The sequence below is a fragment of the Bradyrhizobium sp. WYCCWR 13022 genome (assembly GCF_030435535.1).
Lineage (GTDB): Bacteria > Pseudomonadota > Alphaproteobacteria > Rhizobiales > Xanthobacteraceae > Bradyrhizobium.
Genome location: NZ_JAUIZJ010000010.1, coordinates 59,775 through 72,223, shown reverse-complemented (window position 1 = coordinate 72,223; position 12,449 = coordinate 59,775). Strand labels below are relative to the sequence as shown.

Here is a 12,449-nt window from a genome sequence, read left to right as displayed (position 1 = left end):
CCCCTTACCAAGGCCCTGCATCCCGTGATGCCGGGCCTTGATTGCATCTGGGGTCTTTCTGGCGCAGTAAGGGACGCTGGCCGCAATACCACCGCCAGATCCGAGCCAGAAGGACAGCCCCCAGATGCCGTCAGCCCAGCCGAAGATCGCCCTCGTCACCGGCGCCGCGCGCGGCATCGGACTTGCGGCTGCGAAGAAGTTTCTCGCCGAGGGCTGGCGGGTCGCGTTGCTCGATATCGAGGGCGAGCTGCTCGCCAGGGCCGTCGCCGACATCGGCAGGAGCGACGACACGCTGGCGCTCAGCTGCGACGTCTCGGACAGCACCGCGGTCGGCGCCGCCATGACGGCGGTCGCGCAGCGCTTCGGCCGGCTCGACGCGCTGGTCAACAATGCCGGCATTGCGGTGTTCGCACCGCTGATGGAGACGTCGGAAGCCGATTGGCGCCGCGTGCTCGAGGTCAACCTCACCGGTCCGTTCCTCTGCACCAGGGCGGCGGTGCCGCTCATGCGCGACGGCGATGGCGGCGCCATCGTCAACATCACCTCGATTTCGGCCGTGCGCGCCTCGACGCTGCGCTCGGCCTACGGCACCAGCAAGGCCGGGCTCGCGCATCTCACCAAGCAGCTCGCAGTCGAGCTCGCCTCGCTCAACATCCGCGTCAACGCCGTCGCGCCGGGTCCGGTCGACACCGCGATGGCGAAGCAGGTGCACACCAAGGAGATTCGCGCCGACTATCACGACGCCATCCCGCTCAATCGTTACGGCCTGGAGGAGGAACTCGCGGAGGCGATCTTCTTCCTGTGCTCGGATCGTTCGAGCTACATCACCGGCCAGATTTTGGCCGTCGATGGCGGCTTCGATGCGGCAGGCATCGGCCTGCCGACGCTGCGCGGCCAGCGCCGGAACGGCTAGAACCTCTTTTCGTGCGGCACGAAAGAAGGTGGGTTAAGACTGCAGCTGACTTACCCTACGGACCGGCTTTGTGGAGTGCTTCATGCGACGCATCACATCGACCACAGCCTTGCTGCTCGCCGCCGCCCTGCTCGCCTCCTTACCCGCCAGGGCCGAGATCCGCATCATCCAGAGCCCCGGCGGCCAGGTCGGACCGTTCCTCGATTTGTTCGAGAAGGTGCGCGAGAGCGGTGAGCGCGTGGTGATCGACGGCCCCTGCCTGTCCGCCTGTACGCTGGTGCTCAGCATCGTGCCGGGCGAGCGCATCTGCGTCACAAGACGCGCCGTGCTCGGCTTTCATGCCGCCCGTTCGGTCGACCGGCGCGGGCGCTTCTATGCCGAGCCGGAAGCATCCGAAGCCGTGCTTGCGGCCTATCCCGGCCCGGTCCGCGACTGGATCAGCCGCCGCGGCGGCCTCACCTCACGGCTGCTCTTGTTGAAGGGGCGCGACCTCGCCGCGATCTATCCGCGCTGCCGGTGACGTCTCGGCGTCGGGCTACAATATGACTGCGACAAATCCTCCGCTGTCCGACGATTAGGCACCACCCTGCGATTCCGCCCCTTGCGGCGCGAAATCCGCTCAAGCGCTCCGCAATGCGTGCACAATTTACGCGATTTGCAGCCTTGCCCCGGCGTTTATGATGCTGCTGGCCAGACCGGGCCGCCGCGCACGCGATGATTGCGCGACCGTCACATCTCAGCAGCGGCCGCGGACTATGATGGTTCCACATTTTCAAGATCAGTCATTTTCAAATGGGACGCATATGGAGTCCATCGATCTTCGCTACCGTATGTCGGATCAGGGACGGATCGTCCTCGGCCCGTTGAGCTCGGAAGAAACTCTCGAGTTCGAGGAGTTGACGCGGCGAGACCGCGAGGGACTGATCGACCTGACGTCTGAACTGCGGCTGCTCGAGTTGTACGTGAAGTACATCGGCTCGGACGCCAGGGTTTCGCTCGCACCTTCGGAGCCGGCGTCGCATGCGAGCGAGTCACCGCGACAAAGGCTTCCGCCGCGTCGCCAGTCGCGACAGCGCAACCTCGTGGTTCCCATGATTGTCGTGATGAGCATGAGCTTCATGCTGATCGCGCTGTTCATCAGCTGACGCACGGTGCTGCGTTCGCAAGCACCGCGTGAGTCGCGTCACACTAAAGCCAAGGTTGAGTTGGCATAGATGAACACGGCGACACCGATGTCCGCGGGGGAATTCATGACAAGCGTCGGCAGCGACGGACATGCCGGTTCGCAAGCTCGGTCATCACTTCATCGGAAAGCAAGCGATCAGGTCTTCACCCTGACGCTCCTCGTCACAAGCGCGGTCGCGACGGTCGGCTGGCTCTACGTCCTTGCTCAGGGCGCCGTAGCCGTCACAAACTGGCTGCTGTTCTAGTGGAGGACAATCTCAACCATCGGCACAAGCTTCATGCTTGCGCAGATGAGCATTCCCCACAGAGCAAAGTTGATTTGTAGCGCCGCCGCCATCGGTCGCTCCCTTCCAAGTCACGTCCACCCTAATTTGTAGATATTATGAATAGTGTTATCGATTCTGGCGCGAAGTGCACAGCCTAATCTTGCGCCAGTTGTTGTGCGATGCAATTCGCGTGGTGTCACGAACCCGCTCGAACGCTTGCGCAAAGTGAATCGAGCGCACGAATCTCCTTTCGGCCATGTCGTCGACGTCGTTTTCCCTCAAGTCACGGGTAAGCGTCGCGGTGCAAATTTTTCCACGCAGATTCGCGTGGCACAGCGCACGACAGGTTCGACATGGCTCGACACATTCTCGTCTTGCTCAGTTTTTGCGCAGCGCTCGCGGGATGCGCAAGTGCGCCGGCGGCGGAGCGGCGCCCGATCGCGTGGGACGGACTCGGTCAGGATCCCAATCGTCCTGCCGTCACAAAACGCCACGCGGCAAGTCACGCAGCACCAGAGAGCGATCCCAATGTGGAGCGGCAAAGGGTGCTGGCCACGCTGCGCCCCTATTCCGACGCGTGGTGGGCGGTCGAGGACGAGATCGAAGCCGAGAACGACAGGCAACTCGGCTCGAAGCTCGTGATTTGCCGCGGCTGCGTGGCGCAGCCACCGGGCGCGGACGTGACGGGATCGATCCGCTGACGTGCCGCGCCTCCTCTCTCGCGACAACGGAGAGAGGAGACCGCAGCCCAACATATCAGCGGGACGTTACGCTCACATGCCTTCGGCCGGGCAATTCACCATCCAGGGAATGCCGAACTTGTCGACGCACATGCCAAACCCCTTGGCCCAGAACGTCTTGCTGAACGGCATGGTGACGGTTCCGCCGTCGGCGAGTGCATTGAATTTTTTCTCACCCTCCGCAGGGTCCACGACGGTGAGCGAGATCGAAAAGCCCTGCGGCTTGTGAAAATGTTCTGGCGGCGTGTCGGAGGCCATCAGCACAGCGCCGCCGGGCAGCGTCATCCGCGCATGCATGATGGTTTTCTCGCGGCCAGCCGGCCCCGGGGGCATGTCCGATGGTGGCGCTTCCGAGAGGCGCATCATGGCGTCGATCTTGCCGCCGAGGACCTTGGCGTAATAGTTGAACGCAGCTTCGCAGGTGTCCTGATAGAACAGATAGGCACTGAGCATCGTTTCTCTCCTCTTCGCTTCCTTGACCGCTTCCTTGGCGGTTTCCTTGGCGGTTTCCTTGGCGGTTTCCCGCGCTACTTCTCGCTGAGCTTCTTCAGACTGACCAGGCCAGCCTCGAAATCCTTGCCGATCATGGTGTCCATGTTGATGAAGACCTGCATCACCTTGGACATCAAGGGCGCCGGACCGTACATCGCCCATGTGACCAGTGTGGCATCGCCTTGCGGCACAAAGGTGAACTCTGCCGTGTTGTGGCCCTCGAACGGCCGCTCGAAATCGAGCTTGATGCGAAGTTTCGATGACGCGTTCGCCTCGAGGATCTCCATGTGGCCGGCACCGACATTGCTGTTCCCGTCCCAGGCATAGGTCGCGCCCTTGCCTGCCATGGCTCCGCCATAGGTGCGCTTCATGGCGGGATCGCGGTTCTCATAGGGCGACCAGCCGGTCCAGAAGTGGAAATCGGAGACGAGCGGATAGATGGCCTCGGCCGGCACCTTCATCGCGAGCGAGCGTTCGACACGGAACGTGTCAGGTTTGGTCAGAGCAAGAACGAGGATCCCCGCGATCCCGATCGCGAGCACGGCAGCGACAATGGCAATAGCTTTCAGCATGGATGACTCCTGGATACGGGATTAAGACGAAGGGGAACTGAGGGAGCCGACACTCGGAAAGCGAATTTTTGGCACCCATCCACCCGGAGTCATGACCGGGCTGGACCAGGCTCGACCGGGGCAGCCGCGGACTTGGACAGCACGACAGAACGTGGATGGCCGGGACAAGTGTTTGGCCCGGCCATGACGGTGCGGAAACAGCTGGGCTTTATTTCGCCTTGGCACCCTGCCGGGCACCGCCGCTCTTCGGCTGGCTGTCCCGGATCAGGCGATCGATGTGCATGCGGATGTGGGCGGCTTCGGCCGACGTGTTGGCGAGCGCAATGGCGCGATCGAAGGCGATTCGCGCTTCGTCGTTGCGGCCGAGTTGCATCAGGAAGGCGCCGCGCACGCCGTAGAAATGAAAGTAGTTGGCAAGTTTGGGCGCCAGAGGCTCGATCAGATCGAGCGCAGCCTGCGGCCCGCGCACCTTGGAGACGGCAACCGCGCGGTTGAGGGTCACCACCGGCGAAGGCTGCACCACTTCGAGCGCGCCGTAGAGCAGGTCGATCTGCGCCCAGTCGGTCTCGTCGGGCGTCGCGGCGCGCGCATGCAGCGCGGCGACCGCAGCCTGGATCTGATAGGGCCCGCTGCGGCGGTGGCGCATCGCCTTGTCGATCAAAGCGAGGCCTTCCGCGATCATGGTGCGGTTCCACAGCGAGCGGTCCTGATCGTCGAGCAGGATCAGCGAGCCGTCTTCGGCAAAGCGCGCGGCGCTGCGTGCATGCTGCAACAGGATCAGGGCCGTGAGCCCCATGATTTCCGGCTCGCTCTGGAACAGCCGCAACAGCAGCCGCGCCAACCGGATTGCTTCCTCGCAGAGCGGCTTCCTGATCTCGGCGGTGTCGCCGCTCGCCGAATAACCCTCGTTGAAGATCAGATAGATCATCGCCGCGACGCCCGCGAGCCGCTCGGAGCGCTCGATCGCGCCGGGCGATTCGAACGGCGTCCCGGCTTCCGCAACCCTCGCCTTGGCGCGGGTGATGCGCTGCTCCATCGCGGCGTCCGAAACCAGGAAGGCGCGCGCGATCTGCTTCACGGTGAGACCGGAGACGATGCGCAGCGCCAGCGCGATCTGCTGTGTCGCGGGCAACTGCGGATGGCAGCAGATGAACATCAGCCGCAAAATGTCGTCGCGGTAGTGCGAGCCGTCGAGCCGCTCGGCGATCGCGCCCTCGGCGTCGTCGAGATCGGAGATCGCCTGGTCGTCCTCCGGCAGCGGCTGCTGTTTGCGGGTGCGGCGAACCTCATCGATGGCAACGTTGCGGCCGACCATGATCAGCCAGGCCGCAGGATCGCGCGGCGGCCCGTTCTGCGGCCAGCTCTTCAGCGCGCGCAGGCAGGCGTTCTGGAACGCCTCCTCAGCCGTGTCGAGATCGCGGAAATAGCGCAGCAGCGCGCCGACCGCCTGCGGACGCGCCGAGGTCAGCGCGGTCTCGATCCAGGCGGTATCAGTGTCGCTCACGCCGAAATTCCTCCGGGCCGGAACACGCCGACGGGACGCACTTCATAGGCGCCGCCGGGATTGGCAGCGCCAAGGTCGCGCGCGACGTCGAGCGCATCGTCGAGGTTCTTGCAGTCGACGATGTAGAAGCCGAGCAGCTGCTCCTTGGTCTCGGCATAGGGACCGTCCAGCACCAGCGGCGGATCTTCCTTGCGCAGGGTCGCCGCCGCAGTGGTCGGCAGCAGCCGTGCCACCGGCCCGAGCCGGCCCTGGCTCGTGAGCTTCTCCTGCACCACGGCGAGCTTCTTCATCACGGCCTCGTCCTGGTCCTTGCTCCAGGAGCCGACGAAGTCTTCGTCATGATAGCAAAGTATCGCATAAAGCATGGGCAGCACCTTCCCTGAACGCTTGTTTTAAAGACGATCCACTATGCCCTGCCCCGACAGGGCTGCGGAAATAATTTGCGAGAAAAATCCGTCGGATCGTGCCAAGGAGGGCCTCCAAGAGCGGAACCTCATGAGGCACTTCGAATGACCAAAGGCACACTGGCCGTCCTGATCAACAGCACGCAGCAGAACTGGCTGCCGGAGCGCTGGAAGGCCCGGTTCGATGCGGTCTGTGGCGGCCGCCGCGTGGTGCTGCTGCCGGATGCGGGGCTCGATCCGGCCGAGGTGCACTATGCCGCGGTGTGGAAGCCGGTGCCGGGCGACCTCGGCTCCTTCCCCAATCTGCGCGCGATCTTCAATCTGGGCGCCGGCGTCGACGCCCTGATGGCCGACAAGAGCCTGCCCAACGTGCCGCTGGTGCGCGTGGCCGTGCCCGACCTCACCAACCGCATGACCGAATATGTCGTGCTGCACGTGTTGATGCACCACCGCCAGGAGCTCTATTTGCGGGACTCGCAACGCGCCAGGCGCTGGGAGCCGAAATATCAGTGGCCTGCGAGCGCCGTCACGGTTGGCGTCATGGGCCTCGGCACGCTCGGCGCCGATGCCGCCGACGTGCTGCGGCGGCTCGGCTTCCGCGTCGCCGGCTGGAGCCGCAGCCCGCGCACCATCGCGGGCGTCGAATGCTTCCACGGCACCGCCGGCATGGATGCGTTCCTGCGCAAGACCGATATCCTGGTGTCGCTGCTGCCGCTGACGCCTGACACAAACGGCATCCTCAATCGCGATGTCTTCACCAAGCTCAACCGCACGAGCCCACTCGGCGCGCCGGTGCTGATCAATGCCGGCCGCGGCGGCCTGCAGAACGAAGCCGACATCCTGGCTTGCCTCGACGACGGCACGCTCGGCGCCGCATCGCTCGACGTCTTCGTGCAAGAGCCGCAGCCAAAGGACAGCCGGTTCTGGACCCACCCCAAGGTGGTGCTGACCCCGCACAACGCCGCCGACACCGACGCGGACGCGATCTCGGCCTATGTCGCCGAACAAATCGCAAGGTTCGAGGCCGGTGGGGCGCTGGAGAATGTGGTGGATCGCGGCAGGGGGTATTAGGGCTTCCCGCTCCCCGCTCCCCGCACAACCCACGCTGCACCTTCCTCGTTCACCCTCTCTTAGCGAGAAGTTGATAGGCGTTGTTAATCAACGCTCAACGAACGAGTCGGACATGCGAACCAGCCTCGGCCTCAGGATGCGGATCACAGTGGCGCTGGCCGTGACGGCGGCGGCGACTGCGCTAATCGCGGTGCTCGGCGCGATGTGGATCATTGGGGGGATCATCGACCGCGCCGACCAGCGCGAGCTGCGCAGCCATTATGATGCGCTGCTGTCGCGGATCGCGGAAGAATCCCATCGTGCCGCCGCCATGAGCACGGTCGTGGCGGCCATGCCGGCGACGCAGGACGCGATGGCCAGGCAGGACCGCGAGGCGCTGGTGCGGCTGTTCGGGCCGGTCTTTGCAGCGACCAAGTCGGAATACGGCGTCGAACAGTTCCAGTTCCATACACCACCCGCGACGTCCTTCCTGCGCGTGCACCAGCCAGCGAAGTTCGGCGACGACCTCTCGAGCTTCCGCAAGACCGTCGTTGACGCCAATCAGGCGCACAAGGTCGTCGTCGGCCTCGAAGGCGGCGTGGCCGGGCTCGGCATCCGCGGCGTGGTGCCGATCGCGCAAGCCGGCAAACATCTGGGCTCGGTCGAATTCGGCCTGACCTTCGGCCAGTCCTTTCTCGACGATTTCAAGCTCAATCGCCATGTCGATATCGCCTTCCATCTCGCCGACGGCGCAGGCTTCAAGCTGTTCGGTGGCACGCTGAAGGGCAGGAGCTTCTTCGACGCGGCCGACTATGGCCGCGCCGCCGGCGGCGAGTTCACGGTGCGGCAAGCGAAGCTGGATACGACGCCGGTCGCTGCGTTGCTCGGGCCGATCAAGGACTTTTCGGGCAAGCCGCTCGGCGCCGTCGAGTTGGTCATGGACAACGCCGATTACGTGGCCTCGGCCGATCGCGCCTGGATACTCGCAATCGGCATCGCCGCGCTCGGGCTCGCGCTCGCCGCTATCACCGGCTATCTCATTGCCCGCAGCATCTCGCGGCCGATCCTCTCCATCACCAATGTGATGCGCGAGCTCGCAGATGGCCGGCTCGACGTTACAGTTCCCGAGAGCAGTGCCAACGACGAGGTCGGCGCGATGGTGAAGGCGGTCGCGGTGTTCCGCGACAACGCCGTCAACTTCGGCAAGCTCCAGGCCGATCAGCTCGAGGCCAAGGCACAATCCGAGACGGAGAAGCGGCGCGCCTTCGCCGCGCTGGCCGACAATTTCGAAGCCAGCATCCGCGATGTCGTTACCACGGTGTCGGCGGCGGCGGTCGAGATGGAGCACACCGCACGCTCGATGTCTGACATCGTCGAGCAATCGCGGCAGCAGACCCGCACAGTGTCGTCGGCTTCCGCGCTCGCTTCGGAGAACGTGCAGACGGTCGCGGCCGCGGCGGAAGAATTGTCCTCGTCGATGGGCGAGATCAGCCGGCGGCTGGCGCATGCAACCGAAGTGGTGGGCAAGGCCGCGAGCGATGGACAGGCATCGAATGCGCGCGTCCGGAGCCTCGCAGATGCCGCGCAAAAGATCGGCGACGTCGTCTCCTTCATCAACGGCATCGCCGGCCAGACCAACCTGCTGGCGCTGAATGCGACGATCGAGGCGGCGCGCGCGGGCGAAGCCGGCCGCGGCTTTGCCGTGGTCGCCTCCGAGGTGAAGGCGCTCGCGACCCAGACCGCGAAGGCGACGGAAGAGATCGGCGCGCAGGTGACCGCGGTTCAGGGCGAGACATCAGGCGCGGTCGAAGGCATCCAGTCGATCTGCGCGACGATCAGGGAAGTCGACGAGATCTCCGCCGCGATCGCGGCGGCCGTCGGCCAGCAGGGCACGGCGACGCAGGAGATCGCCCAGAACGTCCAGCAGGCTGCTGCGCGCACCGGCGAGGTCTCGCAGAACATCGCCGGCGTCACCGACGGCATCGCGGCGACCGGCACGGCCGCGGAAGAGGTGCTGGCCTCCGCCGTCGAACTGTCAAAACAGTCGCAGCGCCTGCGCGACGAAGTGGACCGCTTCCTCGCGCAGATCCGCGCGGCGTAGTCGGGTGGGGTCGCGCCTCATCCTGGCTTTCGCCAGGACGACGTTGGGGAGATAGCTCGCATTACAAATACGATGTCGTCCCGACGACAGCTCATGCCTTCGCGCCTGCCCCCACCATCACATCGATCGCGCCCTTGACGATCGCTTCCAGCTCCTTGCGCGGCACGCGCGCGCGGGAGCGGATGGCGATGGTGTGGATCGTGGCGGAGGCGAGTTGCGCGAGTGCCGCGGGATCCGCACTCGCAGGCAACTCGCCCTTCTCCTTGGCGCGGCGGAAGCAATTTGCGAAGGCCTTGTCGAGGTCGGTGAGCCCCTCCAGCACCATGGCGCGAATCTCGGGATCGCCCACCGCCTCTGACGCGGCCGTTACCACCGTGAAGCAGCCGCGCGGGCCGGTCTCGCCCGAGAGATAGATGTTCAGCGCGGCGGCATAGATGCGCTCCAGCCGCTGGCGCACCGGCATCTCCTGGCGAAAGATCTCGATCATCGATGCGCGGGCGTCCTCTCGGTAGCGCTGGTAACTCTTGATATAGAGTTCGCGCTTGTCGCCGAAGGCACCGTAAAGGCTCGGCCGGTTCATGCCGGTGGCTTCGCTGAGATCGTCGAGCGACGTCGCGGCAAAACCCTGCTTGCGGAACAGATCGAGCGCCTTGCCGAGGGCGACATCGGGCTCATAGGCGCGCGGGCGGCCGCGGCGCTTGGGGCGCTCGGGTTCATTGGCAGCAGCTGGCGGCTTCGATTTTTGTACCATATCGCAAATTAATCCTTGACCCATCCCATATTATGCAAGACAGTACAAAAATCAATCTGGCCAGGTTGAGCGATACTCACGAGAGGAACTGCCCAAGGAGGCACCAGATGGATCTTTATTTCTCGCCGCTCGCCTGCTCCATGGCGACGCGCGTCGCGCTCTATGAGGCCGGCGCTGATGCGAACTATCTCGAAGTCGATTCACCGACCAAGACAGTGCTCAAGGACGGCTCCGACTTCCGCACCGTGAATCCGATCGGCCTGGTGCCGACGCTGCGCACCGACGAAGGCGTCGTGCTGACCGAGAACGCGGCGATTCTGCAATATGTCGCCGACCGTTTCCCGCAATCCGGGCTCGGCGCAACACAAGGCATCGACCGCACGCGGCTGCACCAATGGCTCTGCTTCATCGGCACCGAGTTGCACAAGGGGCTCTTCATCCCCGTGCTCGATCGCAAGGCGCCTCAGGAGACCAAGGCTTACGCCCTGGAGAAAAACCTGTCGCGGCTCGACTATCTCGACAATTACCTCGAGGGCCGCGAGTTCCTGCTCGACCATTTCAGCGTGGCCGATGCCTATCTCGTCACGGTCATCAACTGGACCATGGCGACGCCGCCGATCGAGCTTTCGAAATGGCCGAACGTGAAGGCGTATTACGAGCGCCTGCGCCAGCGACCTTCGATCGCGAAGGCTGTCGCGGAGGAGTTCGAGTTGTACAAGGCCGAGCAGGCGCGGAAGAAGGCGGCGGCGTAAGGTCAAAGCATCAAGGCGTCGTCCCGGCCGGTGAGGCCGGGACGAATTGTTTCAGCGGCTCACTGCGCATAGCCATAAACTGCGGCCGCATTGTCCGACGACACGAGACCGCTCTCGACATCGTCCCTGACCGCAGCGCGATCCCGCTCCGTCGGCGCGCCGATGCCGGCGCCACCGGGCGTGTGCACCACCAGGCGGTCGTCCGGCGGGACCTGCTGGAAGCCCTTGCCGCGCAGCTTCTTGCCGGATTTCAAACCGACATAGCCGGCCTCGCCGTTCTTGCCGCCATCGCGGCCGCGCGGCGGATGCTCGATGCGGTCGAATGCGGCGAGAATGTCGAACGGCGCATCGACGCCGCTGCCGACCTCGATGATCTGGCCGAGGCCGCCGCGAGTGCGCCCTGCCCCGCCGGAATCCGGGCGCAGCTCCTTGCGCCAGAAGATCAACGGCGTCTGCGTCTCCGCGATCTCGACCGGCGTGCCGCGCACGCCGCTGGGATAAGCCGTCGCCGACAGACCGTCCTTCGCAAAGCGCGCGCCAGTGCCGCCATTGCTGGTGACCGCCATCGAGAACCCGTAATTGCCGCCGACTCCCGAGCGGGTCTGGCCACGCACGTTGAGATTCCACAGGCACGAGGTGCCTTCCGCCGGCACGCGCTCGGGAATGATCTGGCGCAGGCAGCCGAACACGACGTCCGGCAGCATCTGGCCGATGATGTGGCGCGAGGCGACCGGCGCGGGCTTGGGCGCATTGAGGATCGCGCCCGCAGGCGCCGACACCGTCAGCGGCGAAAGCGAGCCGGCATTGTTCGGGATCTGCGAGGCGACGACGCAACCGAGGCCGAACACGGTGTAGGCCGTGGTGTAGGACAGCGGCACGTTGATGCCGAACTTTGACGCGACCGACGTGCCGTCGAAATCGACGTGGATGCCTTGATCGGAGATCGTCAGCGTCGCGGCCAGCGTCACCGGCGCATCATAGCCGTCGACCACCATGGTGTTGCGCCAGCTGCCCTTCGGCAGCTTGGCGATTTCGGCGAGCACAGCCTCGCGCGAGCGGTCGCAGATGTAGTCGCCGAGTTCGTCCAGCGCGTCGATGCCGAACTCGGTCATCATCTCCACGAGGCGCTCGCAGCCGACGTCGTTGCAGCCTGCGAGCGAATAGGTGTCGCCCTCGGTGTCGATCGGCAGCCGCGTGTTGGTGCGGATCATCGCCATCAGCGTCTCGTTGACAACGCCCTGGTCGATCAGCTTCAGCATGGGGATGTAGAGCCCCTCCATGAACACGTCGGTGGCATCAGGCCCGAAGCCGATGCCGCCGATGTCCATCAAATGGCTGGTGCAGGAGAACAGCGCGACGACCTTGCCGTCCTTGAAGCAGGGCGTGGTGACGACAAAGTCGTTGAGATGGCCGGTCCCCATCCACGGATCGTTGGTGATGTAGGCATCGCCCGCCTTCATCGTCGCGAGCGGGAAGTGATCGATGAAGTGCTTGACCGACTCCGCCATCGAGTTGACGTGGCCGGGCGTGCCGGTCACCGCCTGCGCCAGCATCCGCCCCCTGAGGTCGAACACGCCGGCCGAGAGGTCGCCACATTCGCGCACGATAGGGCTGAACGCCGTGCGCAGCAGCACCTGCGCCTGCTCCTCGACCACGGCGATCAGCCGGTGCCACATGATCTGGAGGTCGATCAGGCTCGCGCCATTTGCCTTGCTCATG

At 64.8% G+C, this 12,449-nt stretch carries 14 protein-coding genes; 8 read left to right on the top strand and 6 right to left on the bottom strand.

Annotation, left to right across the window (positions count from 1 at the left end):
* Positions 1-124: 124 nt before the first annotated feature.
* The 5 genes from QY049_RS16010 to QY049_RS15990 all read left to right on the top strand — a co-directional run bounded on the left by QY049_RS16010 (position 125) and on the right by QY049_RS15990 (position 3,065).
* The gene (locus tag QY049_RS16010; protein ID WP_194479617.1) at positions 125-913 is read left to right on the top strand and encodes an SDR family NAD(P)-dependent oxidoreductase; all 789 of its coding nucleotides are present in this window, start codon (positions 125-127) and stop codon (positions 911-913) included.
* A gap of 82 nt (positions 914-995) precedes the next feature.
* Positions 996-1,433 carry a hypothetical protein gene (locus QY049_RS16005; protein ID WP_194479616.1) on the top strand — a complete coding sequence of 146 codons (438 nt, stop codon included), beginning with the start codon at positions 996-998 and terminating at the stop codon, positions 1,431-1,433.
* Positions 1,434-1,593: 160 nt separating this feature from the next.
* Positions 1,594-2,058: a hypothetical protein gene (locus tag QY049_RS16000; RefSeq protein WP_301269578.1), complete on the top strand. Its 465-nt coding sequence runs from the start codon at positions 1,594-1,596 to the stop codon at positions 2,056-2,058.
* A 105-nt stretch (positions 2,059-2,163) separates the two neighbouring features.
* On the top strand, positions 2,164-2,343 hold the full coding sequence (locus QY049_RS15995) for a hypothetical protein (RefSeq protein ID WP_301269577.1): 180 nt from the start codon (positions 2,164-2,166) through the stop codon (positions 2,341-2,343).
* A gap of 374 nt (positions 2,344-2,717) precedes the next feature.
* Positions 2,718-3,065 carry a hypothetical protein gene (locus QY049_RS15990; protein ID WP_194479614.1) on the top strand — a complete coding sequence of 116 codons (348 nt, stop codon included), beginning with the start codon at positions 2,718-2,720 and terminating at the stop codon, positions 3,063-3,065.
* 72 nt (positions 3,066-3,137) lie between these two features.
* On the opposite strand, the gene QY049_RS15985 is transcribed toward QY049_RS15990, so the two are convergent.
* The 4 genes from QY049_RS15985 to QY049_RS15970 form a co-directional block, all read right to left on the bottom strand.
* On the bottom strand, positions 3,138-3,557 hold the full coding sequence (locus QY049_RS15985) for a VOC family protein (protein WP_258765150.1): 420 nt from the start codon (positions 3,555-3,557) through the stop codon (positions 3,138-3,140).
* A 74-nt stretch (positions 3,558-3,631) separates the two neighbouring features.
* Complete coding sequence (locus tag QY049_RS15980) at positions 3,632-4,168, bottom strand: SRPBCC family protein (RefSeq protein WP_258765149.1); 537 nt, start codon at positions 4,166-4,168, stop codon at positions 3,632-3,634.
* Between the two features lie 208 nt (positions 4,169-4,376).
* Complete coding sequence (locus tag QY049_RS15975) at positions 4,377-5,672, bottom strand: RNA polymerase sigma factor (RefSeq protein ID WP_194479611.1); 1,296 nt, start codon at positions 5,670-5,672, stop codon at positions 4,377-4,379.
* Entirely contained in the window at positions 5,669-6,037 is a 369-nt protein-coding gene (locus QY049_RS15970) for a YciI family protein (RefSeq protein WP_194466203.1), read from the bottom strand. The genes QY049_RS15975 and QY049_RS15970 overlap by 4 nt, the downstream gene beginning before the upstream one ends.
* 144 nt (positions 6,038-6,181) lie before the next feature.
* On the opposite strand from QY049_RS15970, the gene QY049_RS15965 reads away from it, so the two are divergent.
* Together QY049_RS15965 and QY049_RS15960 are read left to right on the top strand one after the other, a co-directional pair.
* Entirely contained in the window at positions 6,182-7,147 is a 966-nt protein-coding gene (locus QY049_RS15965; RefSeq protein ID WP_258765148.1) for a glyoxylate/hydroxypyruvate reductase A, read from the top strand.
* A 112-nt stretch (positions 7,148-7,259) separates the two neighbouring features.
* Entirely contained in the window at positions 7,260-9,227 is a 1,968-nt protein-coding gene (locus tag QY049_RS15960; protein WP_258765147.1) for a methyl-accepting chemotaxis protein, read from the top strand.
* 91 nt (positions 9,228-9,318) lie between these two features.
* Here the strand turns inward: QY049_RS15960 and QY049_RS15955 are convergent, their stop codons facing one another.
* On the bottom strand, positions 9,319-9,978 hold the full coding sequence (locus QY049_RS15955) for a TetR/AcrR family transcriptional regulator (RefSeq protein WP_258765146.1): 660 nt from the start codon (positions 9,976-9,978) through the stop codon (positions 9,319-9,321).
* A 107-nt stretch (positions 9,979-10,085) separates the two neighbouring features.
* Between QY049_RS15955 and QY049_RS15950 the strand changes: the two genes are divergently transcribed.
* Complete coding sequence (locus tag QY049_RS15950) at positions 10,086-10,730, top strand: glutathione binding-like protein (protein WP_258765145.1); 645 nt, start codon at positions 10,086-10,088, stop codon at positions 10,728-10,730.
* A gap of 59 nt (positions 10,731-10,789) precedes the next feature.
* On the opposite strand, the gene QY049_RS15945 is transcribed toward QY049_RS15950, so the two are convergent.
* Positions 10,790-12,448 carry a hydantoinase B/oxoprolinase family protein gene (locus tag QY049_RS15945; RefSeq protein ID WP_258765144.1) on the bottom strand — a complete coding sequence of 553 codons (1,659 nt, stop codon included), beginning with the start codon at positions 12,446-12,448 and terminating at the stop codon, positions 10,790-10,792.
* Between the last annotated feature and the right edge of the window lies 1 nt (position 12,449).

Coding starts and splice junctions, on each gene's coding strand:
- QY049_RS16010 (WP_194479617.1), top strand. CDS start 125: ATGCCGTCAGCCCAGCCGAAGATCGCCCTCGTCACCGGCGCCGCGCGC.
- QY049_RS16005 (WP_194479616.1), top strand. CDS start 996: ATGCGACGCATCACATCGACCACAGCCTTGCTGCTCGCCGCCGCCCTG.
- QY049_RS16000 (WP_301269578.1), top strand. CDS start 1,594: ATGCTGCTGGCCAGACCGGGCCGCCGCGCACGCGATGATTGCGCGACC.
- QY049_RS15995 (WP_301269577.1), top strand. CDS start 2,164: ATGACAAGCGTCGGCAGCGACGGACATGCCGGTTCGCAAGCTCGGTCA.
- QY049_RS15990 (WP_194479614.1), top strand. CDS start 2,718: ATGGCTCGACACATTCTCGTCTTGCTCAGTTTTTGCGCAGCGCTCGCG.
- QY049_RS15985 (WP_258765150.1), bottom strand. CDS start 3,557: ATGCTCAGTGCCTATCTGTTCTATCAGGACACCTGCGAAGCTGCGTTC.
- QY049_RS15980 (WP_258765149.1), bottom strand. CDS start 4,168: ATGCTGAAAGCTATTGCCATTGTCGCTGCCGTGCTCGCGATCGGGATC.
- QY049_RS15970 (WP_194466203.1), bottom strand. CDS start 6,037: ATGCTTTATGCGATACTTTGCTATCATGACGAAGACTTCGTCGGCTCC.
- QY049_RS15965 (WP_258765148.1), top strand. CDS start 6,182: ATGACCAAAGGCACACTGGCCGTCCTGATCAACAGCACGCAGCAGAAC.
- QY049_RS15960 (WP_258765147.1), top strand. CDS start 7,260: ATGCGAACCAGCCTCGGCCTCAGGATGCGGATCACAGTGGCGCTGGCC.
- QY049_RS15955 (WP_258765146.1), bottom strand. CDS start 9,978: ATGGTACAAAAATCGAAGCCGCCAGCTGCTGCCAATGAACCCGAGCGC.
- QY049_RS15950 (WP_258765145.1), top strand. CDS start 10,086: ATGGATCTTTATTTCTCGCCGCTCGCCTGCTCCATGGCGACGCGCGTC.
- QY049_RS15945 (WP_258765144.1), bottom strand. CDS start 12,448: ATGAGCAAGGCAAATGGCGCGAGCCTGATCGACCTCCAGATCATGTGG.